Raw genomic sequence first — 21590 nt, 5'->3', positions numbered from 1 at the left:
CCGGGACGGCTCAGGATTCGGGGCGCGCGGCCGCGAGGATCTCCTGGACGGCCTCGTCGTCGGCGGCGTAGGCGAGGAAGTCGTCGACCATGCGATGGAAGAGGGCGGCCAGCTCCCGCAGCTCCTCGGGCGACCATGCGGACAGCGCCGCCTGCATGCCGCGGACGCCGGCGGCGCGGATGCGGTCGATGGCCTCCTGGCCGAGGGGGGTGAGTTCGATGCGCTGGGCGCGGCGGTCGTCGGGATCGGGCACGCGGGAGACGTACCCCGCCCGCTGCAGTTGCTGCACCTGCCGGGTCACATGGGAGGCTTCGACGCCGAGCCGGTTGGCCAGCTCCCCCGGGCGCAGCGGCTCGGAGTCGGCGATCTGCCGCAGCAGCGCCACGGCGGCGCGGTCCAGCGGGACACCGGCCATGGCCATCAGACGGTCGTGCTGTCGGGCGCGTGTGCTCAAGTAGGTGATGCGGTTGAGCACTCGCTCGATCTCGATCACTTCCGGCGAGGCGGGGGCTGAGGGGGGTTGTGGCGGTGGGCATACCTTTACCATGTCGTTGCCTGACTCAAGTAAATTCCCTCGCCCTCCGCGCCTGAGGATACGGGGCACGGCACCGAGCACGGACGACGACCCCCGGCGACTTGTCGTGGAAGCGTCGCGGTGGCCCTGGGGCCAGGCCGCTCGGATATGCCCGCATCTTCCAAGCGCTTGGCCGGTTGAGCCCCAACCTCTCGTTGGCCTGAGCCCTCATTTTGATGACGTTCGACCTCAACGACGATGGGAGCGCGGGCACGCTCACAGTGGCAACCCCCCGAAGCATCATGGGCACTCCCCCGCGGTTGATCTGGTCGTCGACGTCACGATCTGCCCATGGCTCATGTACTCGTGAAGAGTTGAGTACTTGCGCTCTGGTCGGCGTCGGGGTGAGCCGAGACTCTGGGGACATGCGGCAAGGACTACTGAAACCCGTTCCCCAGCTGTTGTCGATCCTCGTACTGGCTGGGGCATCGCTGGCGGTGTGGGCTGCCTGGCTCGGCTGGGACCAGCATCGTGACGTGCACCCTGACGGTACGACGACCGGCCCGTACGAGGCGTGGCAGGTGATCGGGCTGGTGCTGACTCTGCTGGTACCGGTGTACTGGGCGACATCCCGACGCTACGTCGCAGGTGCTGTGCTCGGCACCTCGGCCGGCCTGACCATTGCCGCCTATTGCGACTGGTCGGACGATTCCAGCGGCCTTTATATGGTCGGCGTGGGGATGGTCATGATGGGGAGCCTCGCCGTGACCGCCGTCGTTTCCGCCGTGACCGTCTCTGCGAAACGAGACGGACGACGGATCGGAACTTGACGGCACGTCCTGAGCGGCGCCCGCCACATCTGTGGCATGCTGCCGAATGTCGCCGTCGTCCCTCCTCGTTGCCGTCGGGACTGCCGTCACTGCCGCAGGGATACGGCTAGCGCCGCATCACCTCCGCCGGAGAGAGCCGGTCTGCTCGGCGCCGGAACACCTCGAGCAACAGCGTGGTCAGATCACCGCCAGACAAACCGTCGGTCATCAAGTCCAATAGCTCCGGGCCACGGGGCCGTCCCAGGACTCGTCGCAATGCCGGATTGGCCGGAATCTCCCGATCGGGATCATCACGCCTCATGAGTAAGGAGTATCTCCGGACGGGTTTCTGCTTGACGAGGGATTATCTGGCACATGTGCGGACGGCGGCCCTCAAGCCGTCGGCCGCGCTGCCGCGGGACGCCGGGACGCGCGCCGGGCCGGGCTCGATGTGAGCCCGGCCCCGGAGGTCCAACCGACCGCGGTAGCGCGGCTGTCGGCGGTGGATCGGAGCAGACCACCGAAGGAGGCCAGCCAGTACAGCAGGGTCTGGACCCACTCGCCGCCGCGGAACAGGTTGACCGTCGGCCGGGGCCTTCTCGTCGGCGGTGGTGGGCAGCGCTAGACGCTAGGGATCGGAAGCGTGGGTGTCAACGTTCTTGTCAACAATCTCAGCAACAATCCAGCGGCTCCGGCCTGTACTGAGGAGCGGGCAAAGCCCCAGGTCAAAGTGGGTGGGCGGCGCACACCGGCGCGCTGCCCACCCCCCTTGGTTGGTCCGGCCTCAGCCGGCCGGCGGTGTGCCGTGGGTGTGGAAGGACGCGATGGTCTTCAGCCCCCAGGCCTGTCCCTTGGCGCGCTCCGCCTCGGTCCAGGTGATCAGCGGCCAGTCGGGCGCCAGGACCAGGCGGGTGAGCGGGTTGCACAGCTCGATACGGTTGCCGCCGGGTTCGTAGACGTACAAGAAGAACGTCTGCTGGATGGCGTGCTTGTGCGGACCGGTCTCGATGAACACGCGGGTGTCGATGGCGAGGTCGGCGGCGCGCAGGATGTCCTCGCGGGTGTCCGTCGCGAAGGCGATGTGGTGCAGTCAGTTCGGCGGTGTCCCGGATACCGGCGTCGATGACGAGGCCGCGCACGCCGCGTTTCTTCAGCGCGGTGGCGAACAGCTCGCCGAACATGCCGTCCGTGGACGGCGAGGTGGTGGTGACGACCAGGATGTCGCCCTCGCCGCACTGTTCCACGGCCGCGTGGATCATGAGGTTGTCGCCGGGCCAGGAGAGCACCGTGACCGCGGTGCCCACGACCCGGGTGCCGTGCTGGATCGGGCGCAGACGGGCACCGAGCAGGCCGGTGCGGGCCATGGCCTCGTGCACGGTGGCGACGCCGTGTCCGGCGAGCGCCTCGACGTCCTTTGCGTCCGCCTTCGGCGGGTTGGTGACGATTACGCCGCTCATGCCAGCTCCCCCGTGACCTGCGGGTAAGGACGCATGTACGCCTCGGCCATGGTCGTGTGGGCCAGACCGAGGTTGGGGCCGGCGTTGCGCTTGAGCTGCACGCCGCGGCGGACGGCGAGGTCGGTGTAGTAGTCCCACAGGTGCTGCTGGGCGGCCAGGCACTCCATGGCCTTGCGCCTGGCCTCCCACACCCCGCTGATGTCGAGGAGGACCTCGGGCTTGAAGCCGCACATCTCTGGCTGGTGGGGCTCGAAGAAGAAGACCGGCGGGGCGCCGATGATCTCGCCCTCGGCCGGGTAGCCGATGGCCTGGGCCAGCACGCGCGCGTCCAGGGCCGTTCGGGCGGCGGCCGGATGGTCTCCGTTGTAGGGGTCCTCGAGCGGATGGGTGAGCACGACGTCGGGCTGCGCCTTGCGGTAGACGGCCACCAGCTGATCGGTCAGCTCGGGCGTGGCGGTGAGCGGGTAGTCGCCGGCGTCGAAGAAGACGACCTCGGCGCCGAGGGTGGCGGCGGCCTTCTCGGCCTCCTCCCGGCGTATCGCCTTGATCTCGTCGAGTTTCTTGCCCTCGCGCCACGCCTTGGCGGACTCTCCGCGCTCACCGAAAGTCAGACACGCGATGGTGACCTTCTCTCCTCGGGAGGCGGCCAGGGCGATGGCTCCCCCCGCACGCCACACGAAGTCCCCGGCGTGCGCGGTGATGACGAGTGTGGATCGTGGGTGCTCGCAGGCAGCGGTGACGGGCCTGCCGTGCAGCCGATGGCTCAGCCCGTGCCGTACAGGGAGATGAGCAGTTCGACCACTGACTGCATGGCGGGGTGCGGGCCGTCACGCCACCAGGCGAGCCGCACGGCGATCGGCTCGGCGTCGCGCACCGGCCGGTAGACGACACCGGGGCGGGAGTACTGGTTGGCGGTGGACTCCGCCGTCACGCCGATGCGGCGGCCGGTGGAGATCGCGGCCAGCCAGTCGTCGACGTCGGGCGTCTCCTCGGTGGCCGGACGGGCGTCCGGGGGCCACAGGTGCGCGGTCGTGGTGCCGGTGCGCCGGTCGACCAACAGGGTGCGTCCACTCAGGTCGGCCAGGCGCACCGAGCGGCGCCCGGCCAGCGGGTCGTCGGCCGCCATGGCGCACAGCCTCTGTTCGAGTCCGACGATGGCCGAGTCGAAACGCCGGTCGTCCACGGGCCTGCGCACCACCGCGAGGTCGCAGGCGCCCTCCGCGAGCCCTGCCGTGGCCGAGTTGACCCGCACGAGGTGCAGTTGCGTCTGCGGGTGCAGTTCGCTCCAGAGCCGCTGGAAGGCGAGGGTGTGGCGCCCCAGCGCCGACCAGGCGTAGCCGATCCGCAGCCGGGCTGGGCCGGAGGTGGCCCCGCGGACCAGATCGTCCACCTCGGCTAGCACCCGACGGGCGTGCGCCACCACGCGCAGTCCGGTACCGGTCGGGGTCACCGCGCGGGAGGTCCGGCGCAGCAGTCGTACACCCAGCACCCGCTCCAGCGAAGCCAGCGTGCGGGACACGGCCGCCTGAGAGACACCGAGGGCGATGGCCGCATCGGTGAACGTGCCCTCGTCGACGATCGCGACGAGACAGCGAAGCTGGCGCAGTTCCACATCATGCATGACTCAAGCGTATGGATGTCCGGGCGGATGCATTTTCCGCAAAGACCCTGGCCCTCGCACGATCGCACCATGCACGGAGCATCCGCACACCCCGCGACGGCGGCCACACGTCCTTCGCCGCTGCTCCCGCCGCCGGCCTCCCGGCCGGAACGGCCTCCTGCCATGCCGCACCGTCCCGACGGCCAGCCGCCAGGTATGAACATCGACGCGGCAGGCGCCCCCGCCGTCTTCAACGCCACCGTCGCCTCCGCCAAGTGGGGCGCCAGGATGGTCATGGTCGCGGTGCAGAAGAAGTCCGACGCCATCGACCTCGGCGGCATGCTCCGCAGTGAGCTGACCCTGATCGCCTCCCAGGGCTACCCGACGGAGATCTTCGAGGTCACCTCCGAACTCGCCGAGCACCAGGAGCGCTTCGCGAAGCTGATCAGCCACCGGGTCCCGTTCACGGAGGTCGAGCGGGCCTTCGAGCTGACGCTGACCCCTGGTGCGGCGGAGAAAGTGGTCGTGACTTTCGACGAGTGACGACGCGGCCCGAGTGGGACCTGCCGCGGGCGGGGGCCCGCGGCAGACCGCAGATGTCCGTCAGGCTTGCCGTCCGGACGTCATCCGGAGGGCGTTGTGCGGCGCACGCTCCAGTCGAAGTGTCCCCGGCACACCACCTTGCCCGCCGCGTCGGTGATCGCGGCCCGGGTGGCGAGCCGGGCCCGGTCGGTTTCGCCCGTCCACAGCGGGCCCAGCGCACGCCGGGCCTCCTCGTCGAGGCGGCAGGAGGCGATCAGCCGTCCCCGGGCGGGGGCGAGGAACTCCAGGGCAGCGGCCGTGCCCAGCGGCACGATCCCGTCGAGGGCGCGGGTGTGCGGAGCCGACCCGATGACGGCACCCAGGCCGGTCGCGTCGAGCAGGGCGACCAGTCCGCTGGAGTGCAGCGAGCCGATGACGTTCGTCAGCTCCCCCGGTGTCTCGCACGCGATCCGGGCTTCGCCGTCCACGGCCCGGAGCACCTCGATCCGGGCCGTGCGATGCGCCGGAATGGACTCCAGCAGCGTTCGGGCCAGTTCCGTCAGGTCCATATCGCGTCAGCCTGACAGGGCGCGATGACACAGGGGTGACCACCGGGCAACGCCCGGTCGCCGCCGTCCGAAGCTCCCCTGTCAGAAGGGGTAATGCGCGTGCCGGGTGGCGATGGTGACCCAGCGGGTGTTGGAGAACGCCTCGATGCCCCACCGTCCGCCGAAGCGGCCGTAGCCGGATGCCTTCACGCCCCCGAAGGGAGCGTGGGGCTCGTCGGCCACCGACTGGTCGTTGACGTGCACGATGCCGGTGCGGACACCTCGTGCGACGGCCAGACCATGGGTGGCGTTCTCGGTGATGATTCCGCAGGTCAGGCCATTCTCGGAGTCGTTGGCGAGCGTGACCGCCGTGTCGTCGTCGGCGAAGGTCTCCAGCACGCAGACCGGGCCGAAGGACTCGGCGTAGTACAGGTCCGCGTCCTTGGGGACGTCGGTGAGGACGGTCGCCGGGTGCACCGCGCCCTCGGGTTCGCCGCCGACGAGGACCTTGGCTCCCTTGGCCACGGCGTTCTGCACCAACCCGGCCACCCGCTGGGCGGCCTGCGTGCTGACCAGCGGACCGACCACGGTGCGCGGATGCGTCGGGTCGCCCGCCCGCAGCGAGGCGACCTTCTCGACGAACTTCTGCGTGAACTCCTCGGCGAGCGACTCGTGGACGAGGATCCGGTCGCCGGACATACAGATCTGCCCGGCGTTCATGAACACGCTGAAGGTGACCGCGTCGACGGCGTAGTCCACGTCGGCGTCGTCCAGCACCAGCACCGCGTTCTTGCCGCCCAACTCCAGGACGGCGGGCTTGAGATGACGTGCCGCGAGCTCGCCGATGATCCGTCCCACTCCGGTCGAACCGGTGAAGTTCACCGCGCGCACCCGGGCGTCGCCGATCAGTGCCTCGGCGATCTCGGCGGCGTCCTGGCGCGCGTTGGTGACCACGTTCAGCACCCCGTCCGGCAGCCCGGCCTCCCGCAGGACGTCGGCGACGAGCAGGCCACAGGCGATCGGCGCGTCCTCGCTCGGCTTGACGACAACCGTGTTGCCCGCGGCGAGCGGGGCCGCCACGGCTCGTACACCGAGGATGACCGGCGCGTTCCACGGCGCGAACGCGGCCACCACGCCGAGGGGTTCACGCACCGCGAGCCCGAGCGCACCCTCCTCCTGGGCGCTGAGCACCTCACCGCGCGGCGCGGTGATCGCGGCTGCCGCCTCGCGGAAGATGTTCGCCGCCAGGGCCACGTTGAAGTAGGCCCACGGGCGGGTGCCGCCCGCTTCGTGGGCCATGATCTCGGCCACCTGCTCGCCCCGGGAGTCCAGCAGGTCGGCCGCCTTGAGGAAGATCGCGCGGCGGGCGAAGGGCGCGAGCGCCGCCCAGTCCGCGAAGGCCGCGTCCGCGGCATCGACCGCCCGCTTCACATCCTCGGAGCCCGCCGCTGCGAGCGTCGCGTACACATCACCGGTGTAGGGGTTGACGTCGACGGTGGTGCGGCCGGACGCGGCGGGCACGTCCTTGCCGCCGATGAGCAGTTCGCGGGTGACGGGCATGGCGGCTTCCTTCGGTACGTAGCTACGACGGTACGCAGGGGACCGGGCGAACGATCCCGATTGTTCGCGTAGTGAAATCTCATTCACCGATCTCCTGCGATGCTCCGACCCACCTCCGGGAATGTCAAGGCCCCCGGCGTTCCCGGCCGGGGGCCCCAGGGTGGGGTCGCTACGGTCGCTTCAGCTCTGGATGGCCGGCAGCAGCCCTGTGACCGGCGCGACCAGGTCGGTCACCTGATGCAGCTGATTGAGGTCGTTGAGGCGGTTCATGCCCCCGAGTTGGCCGGAGAGCCCGGGCATCTGGTCCCTGTGCTGAGCCGGGATGCCGCTGCGGGCCAGTGAGTCGAGCAGGGTGACCGGGTTCGACCTGCCCGCGTCCGGGGTCTCGGCGGCGGCCGCGTTGGCCAGTGGCGCGGCCAGTCCGGTGACGCCCACAGCGAGTCCGACCGCGGCGACGATGCGTCGTGTTGAGATCATGCCTTCAGCAACGCCACCGGGACCCGGGCGGTCACGGGACCCCCTCCGCCCTCACCCACAAGGCGCACAGGCCGGCTGCATCTGCCGGGGCCGTGCGGCGGGGGAGGCTCGAAGGAGCGACACCCACCGCCCCTGTGCCGCAGGATCTGCGCGTACTGTGTGCTGAGCGCGGCACTCGCGTTCGCGGCCCTCCTGCCGGCCGTCGCCGCGAGCTGATCGCCGAGCCGCGCCTCAGACGTCCGGCAGCCATCCGGCCGGCCGCAGGATCGCGAGCAGTTGGCGGACCAGTTCGTCCACGATCTCCTCGAGGGTGGCGTCCACCCAGCCGGCCCGCCAGTCGTGGAGCAGACCGTTGACGCTGCCGATGAACGCCGTCGCCGCGATCCGGTAGTCGCGCTCAGCCGCCTCGCCGCGCGCGGCGGCCTCGGCGGCCTCCGCGCAGATGAAGTCCACCCAGCGGGACCGGCGTTCGAGCCGCTGCTCCTCCAGCCGGGGGCTGACGCCGATGATCTCGACGAAGGTGATGCGGATCCGGCGCGGATCGGAGGCGACGTTCGCCGCATAGGCCCGGAAGACCGCGGCGGCGCGCTCCGCGAGCGGCAGGTCGCGGGCCTGGGCGAGGGCATCGGCGGCGGCCTCCTCCGCCCAGTCGTTGACCTGGAGGTGCAGGGCGGCCAGAACGTCCTCAAGGGTGTGGAACTCCTCGTAGAACTGACGCGTCGACAGGCCAGCCGCCTCGCTCAGCGCGGCGACGGTGGTGGTCCGGAAGCCGGGGCTGTCGCCGAAGAGATGGAGCGCGGCGTCCAGGAATCGCCGACGCCGCTCGGCCTGCCGCTCCTCGGCCGACTTGCCGCCGTACCGGCCAGTGGGCTGCTTGAGCCTGCCCGCCACTCGCTCCCCCTCGCCACTCGGTGATCCGTTCGACCGTCGGTCAATTTTGTCCTGTACGGACCCTTGTGGAGAGGGCCACCCCTTCCTTACTTTCCAGTAAGTCCACTCTGAACGCAGCCGTATTCAGATTCCCGAGCCGCAGCACCCTCGACCTTCGAGTCGAACCCACCACCCCCGCTTGTCATGCCCGGACCAAGGCTGACCACCACAGACAGGGACCCGCCATGCCCGTCCTCAGACTCCGGCACCTCTCCTCCCTCGCCGCCGCCCTCGCCCTGACCGCAGGCGGGACGGCGACCGCCGCCTCTGCACAGGACTCCTCCGCCGCGCTGCGCGAGGTGATGTTCGTGGGCAACAACTGGGACGGCACCGCCGACGTCATCAAGTCCACGGGCGACTTCGCCAGGATCGGCCGCATCAATGTGATCCCGGACAAGACGGAGCGGATGGCCGAGATCAACGCCGATCCGATCAAGTGGATCTACTTCATGGCCATCCGCAACAGCGTCGGCGAGGGCCACGACCAGTTCGTGGACGACATGTACTCCACACCCGACGGGAAGTCGATGGTCGTCTCCCGGCCCAGCTTCGCCGACGTCGTGTCGCTCGACCTCACCACCGGCAGGATCAACTGGCGCTTCCCCGTAGCGGGTTACCGGGCCGATCACATGACGGTCTCCCCCGACGGCACCAAGGTCGCGGTCTCCGCCTCCACCGCGAACAAGGTGCACGTACTGGACATCACCACCGGCAAGCAGCTCGGCGAGTTCGCCACCGGCGACAAGCCGCACGAGAACATCTTCACCGAAGACGGCAAGTACATCTGGAACATGGCCATCGGCGACGTCAACACCTCACTCGACGACCCGGCCTGGGACTGGACCAAGGGCGACCGCCACATCACGGTCGTGGATGCCGCCACGTTCAAACAGGTCAAGATCATCGACATGCGGAACCGACTGGACGCGATCGGCCTCAAGGACTTCTCCGACGCGGTACGGCCCGCGGTCCTCACCCCCGACGAGTCGAAGCTCTACTTCCAGGTGTCGTTCTTCAACGGCTTCCTGGAGTATGACGTGGCCGCCGACAAGATCACCCGGGTGAAGACCCTGCCGAAGAACCCGGCCACCAGCGAGGACCGCACCACGTGGGTCAACGACTCGCGCCATCACGGCATTTCGATGAACCCGTCCGGCACCAAGCTGTGCGTCGCAGGGACGATGGACGACTACGCGACCGTCGTGGACCGCGCCACCCTCCAGGAGGGCCCGCTCGTCACCGCGTCCAAGCCCTACTGGGCGACCGTGAGCGGCGACGGCAAGGACTGCATCATCTCGGAGAGCGGCGCCGACCAGGTCACCGCGATCGACTTCACGACGGGCGAGAAGGCGGTTTCGGTCCCGGTCGGCGACCACCCGCAGCGGGTGCGCCTGGCGCACGTCCCCGCGGACTGGACAGGCTCCTCCGCTAGCTGACCTCCTTCGCCGCCCACGCCGACAGCTCCGCCCGCGCCGCGCTCAGCAGGGTCGCGGACGGAGCCGTCGCCCCGTTCGTGACCAGCGCGTAGTGCACGGCGTTCGTGTCGGACGCCGTCAGCAGGAGCCGCTTGCTGCCCGTTCCACCCGGCTCGTTCGCCACGGCGACCGGGGTCGACCTCGTGTACGCGGGCAGGCCCGCCGCGGTGCCGAGGTCGGAGACCACCGTGGTGGACGCGGCCGGGAAGGAGGCGGGCAGATGCAGTTCCGTGGGCGCCGTCGAGCCGTTCGAGCGCCAGACCAGCAGGCCGTACTGCCCCGAGCCCACCAGTTGCGCGACGTTCGGGAGCGAGCCGGGAACCGGGTTCCACGTCAGGGTCGTCGAGCCGTCCCGGGAGCGGTCCTCGTAGGTGAAGGCGACCGTCGTTCCTGCGGTGGCGCTCGGGTACAGCCGGTCCAGCAGATGCGCGTCCTGGCGCAGCTCCGGGATGCCCGAGGGAGTCGGGGAGGCGGCGGCTGCCGCGGGCCGGACGCCCGTCGCCGCGAGGAGGCCGGTGAGAGCCACGAGAACGCCGAGCAGACGGACGCGCGCAGCTTTGGCATGGATATTACAATCGACAGGATTTGCGAAATACGTCAATACCCGCGCACCACACGGGCCCGGCGACGATGAACGCGCTTCCGACCGACAGACCGGGCCGCCCGGAGCGTTTCCGGACGCCCGTCGGGCCGTCACCTACAGGGAGTGGGGGCAGTGGGGGGAACGCGCCGCCCGGCCGACCGGGCGGCCGGGCAACCGGCGCCCATCGGGTGGGGCGCGAGGACCGGGAGCGCGCGCCTTCGGCCCGCGCTGACACCCCGGCGTACCGGCGGCTCATCCGCCCACCCGCCGCATCACGTTGAGCAGGTACTCCTTCCGGTTCAGCGGGTTGTGGTCGGTGCGCGACCGCTCCGGCACCGATCCGCCCGAGACCGCTGCGTAGTGGCCGAAGGTGCTCTCCAACTCCCCCTCGCCCCGCGTCAGTCCCGGCAACTGCCGTTCCAGGGTGTGCACCTGCGCCGCCGGGACCGCTCCCTCCAGGACGCAGACGGATCCCCTCGTCCCGGTCGTCTGCGGCACGGCCCGCACGGCGGCCAGCATCGGCAGCAGGGCGCCGAGCGTGTCCGCCGGGGCCTCGATACGGAAGCCGTGCATCGGCTCGTACACCCGGGTGCCCGCCCGGCGCAGCGCCTCGATCAGCACCAGCGGGGTCAGTCCCCGGAAGTCCGCGCCCGTGCTCGACATGCTCTTGTCGAACCCCTGGTGGGCGTGGCTCTGCCGGGGCGAGTAGCCGGAGTGGGTCATGGTGACGGTGCAGTCGGTGACCTCCCAGCCGTGCAGTCCCTGCCCGAGCGTCTCCCGCACGGTGTCCTCGACGGCCTTGAAGAAGGCGTACGGCATCGAGCCCAGCTCCACCTCCAGCCGGAAGGCCACGCCCGATCCGACGGGGGCGGGGTCGACGCGAAGGCCGACCGTGGCGAGGAACGGGTTCAGGTCCTTCTTGTCGAACTCCACGGCCGCTCCCGTACCGACCGGCCGCTCGATGCACAGCGGGGTCGTCTCCCGGAAGGTGACCTCCAGGGCGAACTCGTCGGCGAGCGTGGCCTGGACGACCTCCTTCTGCACCTCGCCGTACAGCGACACGGAGGTCTCCTGCCGCACCTCGTCGTACCTGAGGTCGATCAGCGGGTCCTGCTCGGCGAGCCGGGTGAGCGCGAGATGCAGGGCCCTTGTATCGGCACCGGGCCCCGGCACGACGACCGTCTCCAGCGTCGGTGGCGCGAAGAAGTGTCCGTACGCATTCCTCGGGACGCCGATGTCGTCGCCGATCCTGATGTCGGCGAGGCCCCACAGCTTGCCGATCCGGCCCGCGGGCAAAGCGTCCTCTCGGACGTCCGTGCCGTGGTGGAAGACGCTGATCGCGGTGACCCTGCCCTCCGTGCGGCCGTCACCGAAGGGAATGCGGTCGCGGATGCGGAGCGTTCCGGTGAACATCCGTGCGTACGCCACCTTCTCCCCGGCCGGGCCCCGCTCGACCTTGAACACAGTGCCCGAGAACGGCCCGTCCGAGGCGCCGTCAGCGGCGGGCAGTAGCTCCTTGATGCCGGAGATCAGCGCGTCCACACCCGCGCCGGTGATGGCGGAACCGAAGTACACGGGGTGCACCAGGGCCTGGCGCGTCTGGGCCACGAGAGCATCCTGCAGACGGCCGTGGGAGACCGCGTCCTCGACGTACGCCGACAGCAGCGCATCGTCGTGATCGGCGAGCACGTCGAGCGCCAACGGACCGAATCGGGGGACGAAGTGCGCATCGCGGGTGCCGAGGCCCTCGACGCGCCCCATCGGCACGGCCGGCGCCGAAAGACGTTCGGAGAGTGCCCGAAGCACGCTCTCCTCCCGGGCCCCGCGCCGGTCGATCTTGTTGACGAAGACGAGCGTGGGAATCCGCAGCCGCCGCAGAGTGCGCATCAGAATACGCGTCTGCGCCTGGACGCCCTCCACGGCCGACACGACGAGCACCGCGCCGTCGAGCACGCTCAGCACCCGCTCCACCTCGGCGATGAAGTCCGGGTGACCCGGCGTGTCGATCAGATTGACGGTGACGTCGTCGAGCGCGAACGAGACGACGGCGGACTTGATGGTGATGCCGCGCTGCCGTTCCAGCGCGAGGGAATCGGTCTGGGTGCTGCCGTCGTCGACGCTGCCGATCTCGTCGATCACCCCGGCCGTGTGGAGCAGCCGCTCGGTGAGGCTCGTCTTACCGGCGTCTACATGCGCCAGGATTCCCAGGTTCAGCGTGTGCACGAAGCGTCATGTCCTTTGAAGTGGGAGTGGTTCCTTCCTGGGTGGACATGAACGCTGTGCGCATTGCCTCTCCTCGGTCTCGACGATTCGTCGCGTGCAGTGCAGCAGGAGCCCGTCGGCGGCGGCAACGGATTAACCATCAACCAAATCGCGTCGCGCCACTCCCCGCCCCCGGCAGTCGGCCCTAGAGTGACGCACGTCACGCAAACCGGCTGACACCCCTCACCTGGCTCTCTGGGAGGGCACATGACGCGTATTGCGGTGAAAGTGGACGGCATCCCGTACGAGGACGACGTCGAACCCCGTCTCCTCCTGGTCCACTACCTGAGGGACCGGCTGGGTCTCACCGGGACCCCCGTCGGCTGCGACACGTCCAACTGCGGCGCCTGCACGATCGACCTCGACGGAGAGACGGTCAAGAGCTGCTCGGTGCTCGCCGTCCAGGCCGACGGGAGCGAAGTGACCACCGTCCAGGGACTCGCCCGCGACGGGGAGTGGCACCCCCTGCAGAAGGCGTTCCACGAGCGGCACGCGCTGCAGTGCGGTTACTGCACACCCGGCATGATCATGGCGGCCCGGGACCTGCTCCGTGAGAACCCCGCCCCCACCTCGGACGAGGTGCGGCACGCCCTGGAGGGCAACCTCTGCCGGTGCACCGGGTACCAGAACATCGTGCGCGCGGTCCTCGCCGGTTCCGGGCAGGAGACCGTGTCATGACCGGGACCGCCGAGCGGGAGGTCGGCCGCGCCCGGCTGCGCAAGGAGGACGCCCGGCTCGTCACCGGACAGACCAACTGGACCGACAACATCCAGGTGGCGGGCCTGCTGCACCTCGCGGTCCTGCGCAGCCCCATGGCCCACGCCCGCATCGACCGGGTCGACGCCTCCGCGGCGCTCGAACGCCCCGGCGTCGTCGCGGCCTTCGCCGGGCGCGACCTCGCGGAGGGGCTGGGCTCGCTGCCGTGCGCCTGGCCGGTGACCGAGGACATCGTGCTGCCCGACCATCCCCCGATCGCGGTGGACGAGGTGCGCTACGCGGGCGACCCCGTGGCGGTCGTGGTGGCCCGTGACCGGTACGCGGCCGCAGACGCGCTGGAGGCCGTCGAGGTCGACTACACGCCCCTGCCGCCGGTACTCGACCTGGAGGCCGCGCTCGCCGAGGACGCGCCGCGGGTCCACGCGGACAAGGGCACCAACCGCTGTTACGTCTGGCCGCTCAGAACGGGCGAGGACTACGACGCGGTGAAGCAGCGTGCCGAGGTCGTCATCAGGCGCCGCTACCACCAGCAGCGGCTCATCCCCAACGCGATGGAGCCACGCGCCGTCGTGGTCACCCCGCTCGCCGCATCGGGCGAGTACACCGTCCACTCGGCCACCCAGATCCCGCACATCCTGCGGATCATGCTCGCCATGGTCACCGGCGTACCCGAGCACAAACTGCGCGTCATCGCCCCCGACGTGGGCGGCGGCTTCGGCTCCAAGCTCCAGGTGTACGGCGAGGAGGCCATCGCGCTCGCCGTGGCGCGCCGCCTCGGACGCCCGGTGAAGTGGACGGAGTCCCGCTCCGAGGGCTATCTGGCGACCCATCACGGCCGGGGCATGATCCAGGACGTCGAGATCGCGGCCACCCGCGAGGGCAGGCTGCTCGGTCTGAAGGTGGACCTCCTGGCCGACATGGGCGCCTATCTGATGCTCGTCACGCCCGGCATCCCGATCCTGGGCGCCTTCATGTATCCGGCGATCTACAAGATGGACGCCTACGATTTCACCTGCACCGGTGTGTTCACGACCCGCACGCCGACCGACGCCTACCGCGGCGCCGGGCGCCCGGAGGCCACGTTCGCCATCGAACGGATCATGGACGAGCTGGCCGCCGAACTCGGCCTGGACCCCATCGAGTTGAGGCGCCGCAACTGGATACGGCACAAGGATTTCCCGTACACCTCGGTCGCGGGCCTGACCTACGACAGCGGCAACTACGAGGCCGCGACGGACAAGGCGCTGGCGCTGTTCGGGTACGACGACCTGCGGTCCGAACAGCAGAAGCGCATCGAACGCGGGGACCCCGTGCGGCTCGCCATCGGTGTGTCGACGTACACGGAGATGTGCGGGCTCGCGCCGAGCAGGGTGCTGCGGGACCTCAGGTACGCGGCCGGCGGCTGGGAGGCGGCGAGCATCCGTATGCTGCCCACCGGCAAGGTCGAGGTGGTCACCGGCACCAGCCCGCACGGGCAGGGGCATGTGACGGCCTGGAGCCAGATCGCCGCCGACGTGCTGGGCGTGCCGTTCGAGGACGTCGAGGTCGTGCACGGCGACACCAAGGCGGCCCCGCAGGGCATGGACACCTACGGGTCGCGGTCGCTGGTCGTCGGTGGGGCGGCCGTGCACCGGGCCGCGGTGAAGGTGGTGGAGAAGGCCCGCAAGGTCGCCGCGCACCTGCTGGAGGCGAGCGAACAGGACCTCGATTTCACCGGCGGGGTGTTCTCGGTGAAGGGCTCGCCCGACGCACGCAGAACGATCCAGGAGATCGCCTTCGAGACCTTCTCGTCGCACGACCTGCCCGACGGCATGGAGCCGACCATCAACGCAGAGCACCTCGTCGATCCGGAGAACTTCTCCTACCCGCACGGTACGCACCTGTGCGCGGTCGAGGTGGACACGGAGACAGGTCGGACCTCGATCCGGTCCTACGTGTGCGTCGACGACGTCGGCCGGGTCGTCAACCCGCTCATCGTCGAGGGCCAGGTGCACGGCGGGGTCGCGCAGGGCATCGCCCAGGCCCTGTACGAGGAGGCGGTGTACGACGACGAGGGCAACCTGGTGTCGGGCACGATGGCCGACTACCTCGTGCCGTCGGCCGCCGACCTGCCCGACTTCGTGACCGACCGGACCGAGACGCCCGCCACCTCCAACCCGCTGGGCGCCAAGGGGGTCGGCGAGGCCGGGACCATCGCGGCCACACCGGCGGTGGTGAACGCGATCGTCGACGCGCTCCGTCCCCTGGGCGTCACCGACGTCCCGATGCCCTGTACACCCGGGCGTGTCTGGCAAGCCCTCGAGGAGGCGTCGGCATGATTCCCGCGGCATTCGAGTACACCCGTCCGGCGAGCGTCGACGAGGCGGTACAGGTGCTCGCCGAGGCCGGCGAGGAGGCGAAGGTGCTGGCAGGCGGCCAGAGCCTGCTGCCGCTGCTGCGCCTGAGGCTCTCCTTCCCCGAGCTCGTCGTGGACGTCGGCCGCGTACCCGGTCTGCGCGGGGTGCGTGAGGACGGGGGCACGCTGGTGATCGGCGCGCTGACCACACATGACGACGTGATCCGGGATCCGCTGGTGCGGCGGCACGCCGGGCTGCTCGCTGCGGCCACGGCGACGGTCGCCGATCCGGCCGTACGGCATCGGGGCACCCTGGGCGGCTCGCTGGCGCACGCCGATCCGGCCGGTGATCTGCCGGCGGTGGCGCTCGCCCTCGACGCCGAGCTGGTCGCGGCGAGACCGCAGGGACGTCGGACCATACCGGCGCGCGAGTTCTTCGTGGACTATCTGCAGACCGCGCTGCGCCCCGACGAGCTGCTCGTGGAGGTGCGGGTGCCGAAGACGGACGGCTGGGGCTTCCACTACGAGAAGTTCAACCGGGTCGCGCAGGCCTGGGCGGTGGTCGGCGTGGCGGCCCTCGTACGGCGCGCCGACGGGCACATCGCGGAGGCTCGGGTCGGGCTGACGAACATGGGATCGACGCCCCTGCGGGCCGCTGCGACGGAGGCGGCGCTGGCCGGGGCCGTGGTGGAGACGGACGCCGTCGCCCGGGCCGCCGCCTCGGCCGCCGAGGGCACGCGCCCGTCGTCAGACCCGTCGGCCACGCCCGAGTACCGCGCGCATCTCGCCCGGGTGCTCACCCGGCGGGCGGTACTGGCCGCGGCCGGAACGGAGTGACGGCTTGACCGGCCCGGAAGAGGTGCGCGAACGCCTGGAGAAGACGGGCTACCTCGTCGACGAAGGGCTGGCCGTGGCCTGCTTCCTGGCCCTGCGGCTGCACCGGCCGGTGTTCTGCGAGGGTGACGCGGGCGTGGGCAAGACCGCGCTCGCGTCCGCCCTCGCCGAGGCGCTCGGTGCTCCGCTGATCCGGCTGCAGTGCTATGAGGGCATCGACGCCTCCCAGGCGTTGTACGACTGGGACTTCCCGCGCCAGCTGCTGCACCTGCGGGCGGCGGAGGCGGCCGGGGTCCGGGATCCGGAGCGACTCGAGGGCGAACTGTACGACCGCCGGTTCCTCATCGCCCGCCCGCTGCTCAAGGCCCTGGAGACCCGGCCCTGTGTGCTGCTGGTGGACGAGATCGATCGTGCCGACGACGAGTTCGAGGCGTTCCTGCTGGAGCTGCTGTCGGACTTCTCGGTCACCGTCCCCGAACTGGGGACGCTGCGGGCCGAGGTGCCGCCCGTGGTGGTGCTGACGTCGAACCGCACGCGCGAGGTGCACGACGCGCTCAAGCGCCGCTGCCTCTACCACTGGTTCGACCATCCCGGCTTCGCACGGGAACTCGCCATCGTCCGCCGCAGGCTGCCGCAGGTGACCGCCCGGCTGGCCGAGCAGGTGACGGCGCTGGCACAGGCACTGCGCGCTCAGGACCTGGTGAAGCCGCCGGGTGTCGCGGAGACGATCGACTGGGCGCGGGCGCTGGACGCGCTGGGCGCGACGGAGGTGGACGCCGAGTTGGCGGTTGCGACACTCGGCTCGGTGCTCAAGTACCGGGAGGACATGGCCCGGGCACGGGGCCTCGATCTGTCGGCGATTCTCGCGGCGCGCGGGGCCTGACATGGACCGCGACCCGCCCGCCGTCCTCGTCGGCTTCGCCCGGGCCCTGCGCGCGGCGGGGGTCGACGCCGGGCCGGACCGCGTCCAGGCCTTCCTTCGCGCTCTCGACACGCTCCGGCCCGGTGCCCGCTCCGACGTGTACTGGGCCGGACGGCTCACGCTGTGCTCCGGCCGGGACGATCTGGAGCGCTACGAGCGCGTCTTCGCCGGGTACTTCGAGGGCGCCCCGGCCCACGGCAACGGCAGGGTGGCACCACCGCCCCGGCTGCGGATGACCGTCCGGGACGCGGGGCGCACTCCCCGCCCGACCGACCGCGCCGAGGGGGCGGCGGCACCCGCGCTCGCCGGCCGCACCGAGGTCCTGCGCCACCGTGACTTCGCCGGGCTGGACGCGGCCGGGCGGGAGCAGGTGCGGCGGCTGCTCGCCGCTTTCACGCTGCGCGGCGAGGCACGGCGCACGGCACGGCGGCATCCGGCGCGGCGCGGCGGTGTCGATCCCCGTCGCACCGTGCGGGAGATGCTGCGCCGCGGCGGCGAACCTGTGCGGCCGCGGCAGCACGCCCGAACCGAACGGCCCCGGCGTGTCGTGCTGCTGGTGGACGTGAGCGGATCCATGTCCCCGTACGCTGACGCCCTGTTGCGCTTCGCGCACGCGGCCGCTCGCGGCGGCCGTACCGAGGTCTTCACCGTCGGCACACGACTGACCAGAGTCACTCGCGAGCTCTCGCACCGGGACCCGGAGGCGGCGCTGGCGGCGGTCGCCGCTGCCGTGCCGGACTGGCGGGGCGGCACCCGGCTGGGAGAACTGCTGCGCGCCTTCCTCGACCGGTGGGGGCAGCGGGGCATGGCGCGCGGAGCGATAGTGGTGTTGCTGTCGGACGGCTGGGAACGCGGCGATCCGGCCCTGCTCGCGGGCCAGATGCACCGTCTGCACCGGCTCGCGCACCGGGTGATCTGGGCCAATCCGCGCAAGGCCCGCCCCGGCTACGCGCCCCTGGCGGCCGGTATGGCGGCGGCGCTGCCGAGTGTGGACGCGTTCGTCGAGGGGCACAGCCTGGCCGCGCTGGAGCGGCTGGCCGCGGTGGTGAGAGGAGCGGAACCGTGACCGAGGGAGCGCGTGATGCGTGAGATTCTGCCGGCGCTGCACCAGTGGTACACGGCGGGAGCCCCGTTCGGACTGGCCACGGTCGTTGCCGTGAGCCGCAGCGCACCGCGCGAGCCGGGGGCGGCGATGGCCGTCGGCCCCGGCGACGAGGTGGTGGGCAGCGTCTCCGGCGGCTGTGTCGAGGGCGCCGTGTTCGAACTCGCGCAGGAGGTCGTGGAGACGGGCGAGGCCCGCCTCGAGACCTTCGGCTACAGCGACGAGGACGCGTTCGCCGTGGGGCTCACCTGCGGCGGGGAGATCACGCTACTGGTGCGCCGGGTGGCGCCGCGGGAGGACGTCTCGTTCGGGGCGGTGGCCGAGTCGGTGGCCGCCGGGCGTCCGGTGACGGTGGCGACGGTGATCGACGGTCCCGCCTCGCGTGGGGCCACGCTCGCCGTGTGGCCGGACGGAGTGTCCGGGTCGCTGGGTTCGACGGGCCTGGACGTGGCGGTCACGGCCGACGCGCGCGGCGAACTCGCGCAGGGCGCCACCGGTCGGCGGCACTACGGCGCGCACGGCGAGCGGCGCGAGGACGCCGTCACCGTGTTCCTGCACTCCTTCGCGCCGCCGCCGCGCATGCTGGTCTTCGGCGCCATCGACTACGCGGCCGCGGTCGCCCGTATCGGCGACTTCCTCGGTTACCGGGTGACGGTGTGCGACGCCCGTCCGGTCTTCACCACGCCGAAGCGGTTCCCGGAGGGCGTGGAGGTTGTCGTGGACTGGCCGCACCGCTATCTGCGTGCCACGGCCACCGACGATCGCACGGTGATCTGCGTGCTGACCCACGACCCGAAATTCGATGTGCCCCTGCTGGAGGAGGCGCTGCGCCGGCCTGCCGCGTACATCGGGGCGATGGGCAGCCGCCGCACCCACGACGACCGGATGAAGCGGCTGGCCCAGGCAGGGCTGGCGGAGGCCGAACTCGCCCGGCTGCGCTCGCCGATCGGCCTGGATCTCGGGGCGCGCACGCCCGAGGAGGTGGCGGTGTCCGTCGCCGCCGAGATCGTCGCGCTGCGGTGGGGCGGCACCGGGGCGCCGCTGGCGGCGACGGCAGGCGCGATCCACCCGTCCGGTCCCGCACCGCTGTGAGGAGGAACGAATGGAGCTGCACCACGAGTTCACGGTCCCGGTCCCCGTCGAGGACGCCTGGCGAACGCTTCTCGACATCGAGCGGGTCGCACCGTGCATGCCGGGAGCCACGGTCGAGGACTATGACGGCAAGTCCGTCACCGGGTCGGTGAAGGTGAAGGTCGGCCCGATCACGGTCACCTACCGGGGCACCGCGGTGTTCGAGGAGCAGGACGAGTCGGCCCACAGGATGGTGCTGACGGCGAGCGGCCGGGAGACAAGGGGGCAGGGCACGGCACGGGCGACGGTGACGGGCACGCTCGAGCCACGGGACGGCGGCGGTACGACCGTGTCGGTGCGTACCGATCTGACCGTGACGGGCCGTCCGGCGCAGTTCGGACGTGGGGTGCTGGCGGAGGTGGGCGACAAGCTCGTCGGGCAGTTCGCGGACTGTCTGGCGCAGCGGCTGGACGAGCCGGGTGAAGCGGCACGTGCCGACCGCGACCCGTCCGCTGCCCCGTACCGGGTCGCGGTCGCGGAGCCCATCGATCTCCTGCGCACCACGGGCGCTCCGGTGGCCAGACGGCTCGTGGGCCCGGCGGCGACCCTGGTCGCGGCGGCCGTACTGGCGTACCTCGGTGTACGCCGGCGTCGGCGTGGCTGAGCCCTTCAGACCGGGCGGCCCGGGCGGGCGGGCAGCCGGTGCACGACCACATCCGTCAGTTCGCCCTCCGTCACCGTCGCGGTCATGTACGTGCAGTGGGGCTGTCGGCGACGGTCTGTCGGTGAACCGGGGTTGAGCAGCCGCAGTCCGGTGTCCGTGGTGGTGTCCCAGGGGATGTGGCTGTGGCCGAAGACCAGCACGTCGAGGTCGGGAAAACGCTCGGCGCAGCGGCGCTCCCGGCCCTGGGCCACGCCGGTCTCGTGGACCACGCCGAGGCGCAGACCGTCGAGTTCGGCGCGGGCCACCTCGGGCAGGCGGGCCCGCAGGGCGGGGCCGTCGTTGTTGCCGTGGACGCCGATCAGCCGCGCGGACCGGCTCTCCAGCAGGTCGAGGGTGGCGACGTCCACCCAGTCGCCGGCGTGGATCACGACGTCGGCGTGCGGGAGTTCGGCGAGCAGTTGAGCGGGCAGTTCCCTGGCGCGCTTGGGGAGGTGGGTGTCGGACATCAGTAGTAGAGAAACCCCCATACGGACTACGGTACGCGCCTCGTGTCCCCCTTGATGCGCGGTAGCGGCTGCTCGGGGGGCGCCCACACCGGTACGACGGCGACCGAGTGATCGAGGCCGAGCTCGACCCGCCGGATCAGTTTCGCCAGCATCAGCCGTTTCGACTGCACGCTGATCGTGTCCCACTCGGCGAGCAGACCCTCGACCGTCTCGCGGTGCGCCGCGGGCGACGCAGGCGCCTGCGCTGCGGCCGGAAGGGCATCGAACTCGCGCTGCTTTGCCTCGCGGTCGCCGAGCACCGGCCGCCGATCGACTGGGTCGCGTTCACTCCCGAGCGGGCGCTCGCGATGGCCGAGGCACTGCTGCGGATCGCGCGGGCACGCAAACCGGGATACGCCGACCTGCAGATCGAGGCGGACGACGACAAGCTGCCCATATCGCCCGCCGTGCCCGGCATCATCGTGAACGCCGACGAGATCGCCGAGCTGTACTCGTCCAAGGCTCGCCGCGACCCGATGCTGCGCAAGGCCGGCGACGCGCTACTGCAGGTCGTCGAGCTCGCCCGCGCGGTCGCGTGCAACGTGATCGCGTCGGCGCTGCGGGCGACGCAGGATGTGCTCGAAGAGCCGCAGCTCGTTGTGCAGTGCGGACTCAAGATCGCGATGAAGAGCGATCAGCGCGAGGTCGCTTACGAGTAGCCGC

20 protein-coding genes and 3 pseudogenes are annotated in these 21590 nt (G+C 71.0%); 11 read left to right on the top strand and 12 right to left on the bottom strand.

The window, feature by feature from the left end:
• Positions 1–10: 10 nt before the first annotated feature.
• Positions 11–547 carry a MarR family winged helix-turn-helix transcriptional regulator gene (locus ACZ3TS_RS14370; RefSeq protein ID WP_467617392.1) on the bottom strand — a complete coding sequence of 179 codons (537 nt, stop codon included), beginning with the start codon at positions 545–547 and terminating at the stop codon, positions 11–13.
• A gap of 392 nt (positions 548–939) precedes the next feature.
• On the opposite strand from ACZ3TS_RS14370, the gene ACZ3TS_RS14365 reads away from it, so the two are divergent.
• A complete protein-coding gene (locus tag ACZ3TS_RS14365) occupies positions 940–1344 on the top strand; it encodes a hypothetical protein (RefSeq protein WP_467617389.1) in 405 nt (134 codons plus the stop codon).
• A 763-nt stretch (positions 1345–2107) separates the two neighbouring features.
• Here the strand turns inward: ACZ3TS_RS14365 and ACZ3TS_RS14360 are convergent.
• The 4 genes and pseudogenes from ACZ3TS_RS14360 to ACZ3TS_RS14345 all read right to left on the bottom strand — a co-directional run.
• Positions 2108–2413, bottom strand: a pseudogene (locus ACZ3TS_RS14360) (VOC family protein); the annotation flags it as partial.
• A 1-nt stretch (position 2414) separates the two neighbouring features.
• Positions 2415–2780: pseudogene (locus ACZ3TS_RS14355) on the bottom strand (RraA family protein); the annotation flags it as partial.
• Positions 2777–3535 (bottom strand): PIG-L deacetylase family protein, encoded by a 759-nt coding sequence (locus tag ACZ3TS_RS14350; RefSeq protein ID WP_467617725.1) that lies wholly within the window; start codon positions 3533–3535, stop codon positions 2777–2779. The gene ACZ3TS_RS14350 and the pseudogene ACZ3TS_RS14355, both read right to left, overlap by 4 nt.
• An 8-nt stretch (positions 3536–3543) precedes the next feature.
• Positions 3544–4401 carry a LysR family transcriptional regulator gene (locus tag ACZ3TS_RS14345; RefSeq protein WP_467617386.1) on the bottom strand — a complete coding sequence of 286 codons (858 nt, stop codon included), beginning with the start codon at positions 4399–4401 and terminating at the stop codon, positions 3544–3546.
• Positions 4402–4563: 162 nt separating this feature from the next.
• On the opposite strand from ACZ3TS_RS14345, the gene ACZ3TS_RS14340 reads away from it, so the two are divergent.
• Complete coding sequence (locus ACZ3TS_RS14340; RefSeq protein ID WP_467617384.1) at positions 4564–4923, top strand: hypothetical protein; 360 nt, start codon at positions 4564–4566, stop codon at positions 4921–4923.
• 80 nt (positions 4924–5003) lie between these two features.
• On the opposite strand, the gene ACZ3TS_RS14335 is transcribed toward ACZ3TS_RS14340, so the two are convergent.
• From ACZ3TS_RS14335 to ACZ3TS_RS14320, 4 genes are all read right to left on the bottom strand, one after another.
• Positions 5004–5471, bottom strand: a complete 468-nt coding sequence (locus ACZ3TS_RS14335; protein ID WP_467617382.1) for a PaaI family thioesterase — start codon at positions 5469–5471, stop codon at positions 5004–5006.
• Between the two features lie 81 nt (positions 5472–5552).
• Positions 5553–7010 carry an aldehyde dehydrogenase family protein gene (locus tag ACZ3TS_RS14330; protein WP_467617380.1) on the bottom strand — a complete coding sequence of 486 codons (1458 nt, stop codon included), beginning with the start codon at positions 7008–7010 and terminating at the stop codon, positions 5553–5555.
• Positions 7011–7190: 180 nt separating this feature from the next.
• Positions 7191–7487 (bottom strand): hypothetical protein, encoded by a 297-nt coding sequence (locus ACZ3TS_RS14325; RefSeq protein ID WP_467617377.1) that lies wholly within the window; start codon positions 7485–7487, stop codon positions 7191–7193.
• Positions 7488–7718: 231 nt separating this feature from the next.
• Positions 7719–8378 (bottom strand): TetR/AcrR family transcriptional regulator, encoded by a 660-nt coding sequence (locus ACZ3TS_RS14320; protein WP_467617375.1) that lies wholly within the window; start codon positions 8376–8378, stop codon positions 7719–7721.
• Between the two features lie 224 nt (positions 8379–8602).
• Here ACZ3TS_RS14320 and ACZ3TS_RS14315 point away from each other — a divergent pair, with 224 nt between their 5' ends.
• Positions 8603–9853, top strand: a complete 1251-nt coding sequence (locus tag ACZ3TS_RS14315; RefSeq protein ID WP_467617372.1) for a YncE family protein — start codon at positions 8603–8605, stop codon at positions 9851–9853.
• Here ACZ3TS_RS14315 and ACZ3TS_RS14310 read toward each other — a convergent pair.
• Together ACZ3TS_RS14310 and ACZ3TS_RS14305 are read right to left on the bottom strand one after the other, a co-directional pair.
• Positions 9846–10349 (bottom strand): annotated as a pseudogene (locus tag ACZ3TS_RS14310) (endoglycosylceramidase); the annotation flags it as partial. The gene ACZ3TS_RS14315 and the pseudogene ACZ3TS_RS14310 sit on opposite strands and share 8 nt — an antisense overlap.
• Positions 10350–10727: 378 nt before the next feature.
• On the bottom strand, positions 10728–12698 hold the full coding sequence (locus ACZ3TS_RS14305; protein WP_467617370.1) for a GTP-binding protein: 1971 nt from the start codon (positions 12696–12698) through the stop codon (positions 10728–10730).
• A gap of 246 nt (positions 12699–12944) precedes the next feature.
• Here ACZ3TS_RS14305 and ACZ3TS_RS14300 point away from each other — a divergent pair, with 246 nt between their 5' ends.
• From ACZ3TS_RS14300 to ACZ3TS_RS14270, 7 genes are read left to right on the top strand one after another with little or no spacing between them, the layout of a single operon-like run.
• Positions 12945–13415: a (2Fe-2S)-binding protein gene (locus ACZ3TS_RS14300; protein ID WP_467617368.1), complete on the top strand. Its 471-nt coding sequence runs from the start codon at positions 12945–12947 to the stop codon at positions 13413–13415.
• Positions 13412–15772, top strand: a complete 2361-nt coding sequence (locus ACZ3TS_RS14295) for a xanthine dehydrogenase family protein molybdopterin-binding subunit (protein WP_467617366.1) — start codon at positions 13412–13414, stop codon at positions 15770–15772. Before ACZ3TS_RS14300 ends, ACZ3TS_RS14295 begins: the two co-directional genes overlap by 4 nt.
• A complete protein-coding gene (locus tag ACZ3TS_RS14290; RefSeq protein ID WP_467617364.1) occupies positions 15769–16626 on the top strand; it encodes an FAD binding domain-containing protein in 858 nt (285 codons plus the stop codon). Before ACZ3TS_RS14295 ends, ACZ3TS_RS14290 begins: the two co-directional genes overlap by 4 nt.
• A gap of 4 nt (positions 16627–16630) precedes the next feature.
• Positions 16631–17506 carry an AAA family ATPase gene (locus tag ACZ3TS_RS14285; protein ID WP_467617362.1) on the top strand — a complete coding sequence of 292 codons (876 nt, stop codon included), beginning with the start codon at positions 16631–16633 and terminating at the stop codon, positions 17504–17506.
• A 1-nt stretch (position 17507) separates the two neighbouring features.
• Positions 17508–18611 (top strand): vWA domain-containing protein, encoded by a 1104-nt coding sequence (locus ACZ3TS_RS14280; protein WP_467617359.1) that lies wholly within the window; start codon positions 17508–17510, stop codon positions 18609–18611.
• A 15-nt stretch (positions 18612–18626) separates the two neighbouring features.
• Positions 18627–19739 carry an XdhC family protein gene (locus tag ACZ3TS_RS14275; protein WP_467617357.1) on the top strand — a complete coding sequence of 371 codons (1113 nt, stop codon included), beginning with the start codon at positions 18627–18629 and terminating at the stop codon, positions 19737–19739.
• Between the two features lie 10 nt (positions 19740–19749).
• On the top strand, positions 19750–20382 hold the full coding sequence (locus tag ACZ3TS_RS14270; protein WP_467617355.1) for an SRPBCC family protein: 633 nt from the start codon (positions 19750–19752) through the stop codon (positions 20380–20382).
• 5 nt (positions 20383–20387) lie between these two features.
• Here ACZ3TS_RS14270 and ACZ3TS_RS14265 read toward each other — a convergent pair whose 3' ends face one another.
• A complete protein-coding gene (locus ACZ3TS_RS14265) occupies positions 20388–20888 on the bottom strand; it encodes a metallophosphoesterase family protein (protein ID WP_467617353.1) in 501 nt (166 codons plus the stop codon).
• Between the two features lie 107 nt (positions 20889–20995).
• Here ACZ3TS_RS14265 and ACZ3TS_RS14260 point away from each other — a divergent pair, with 107 nt between their 5' ends.
• On the top strand, positions 20996–21586 hold the full coding sequence (locus ACZ3TS_RS14260; RefSeq protein ID WP_467617351.1) for a hypothetical protein: 591 nt from the start codon (positions 20996–20998) through the stop codon (positions 21584–21586).
• Positions 21587–21590 lie beyond the last annotated feature (4 nt).

The sequence above is a fragment of the Streptomyces sp. NPDC022910 genome, from assembly GCF_055561075.1.
This window is presented reverse-complemented; position numbering and strand designations above follow the sequence as displayed.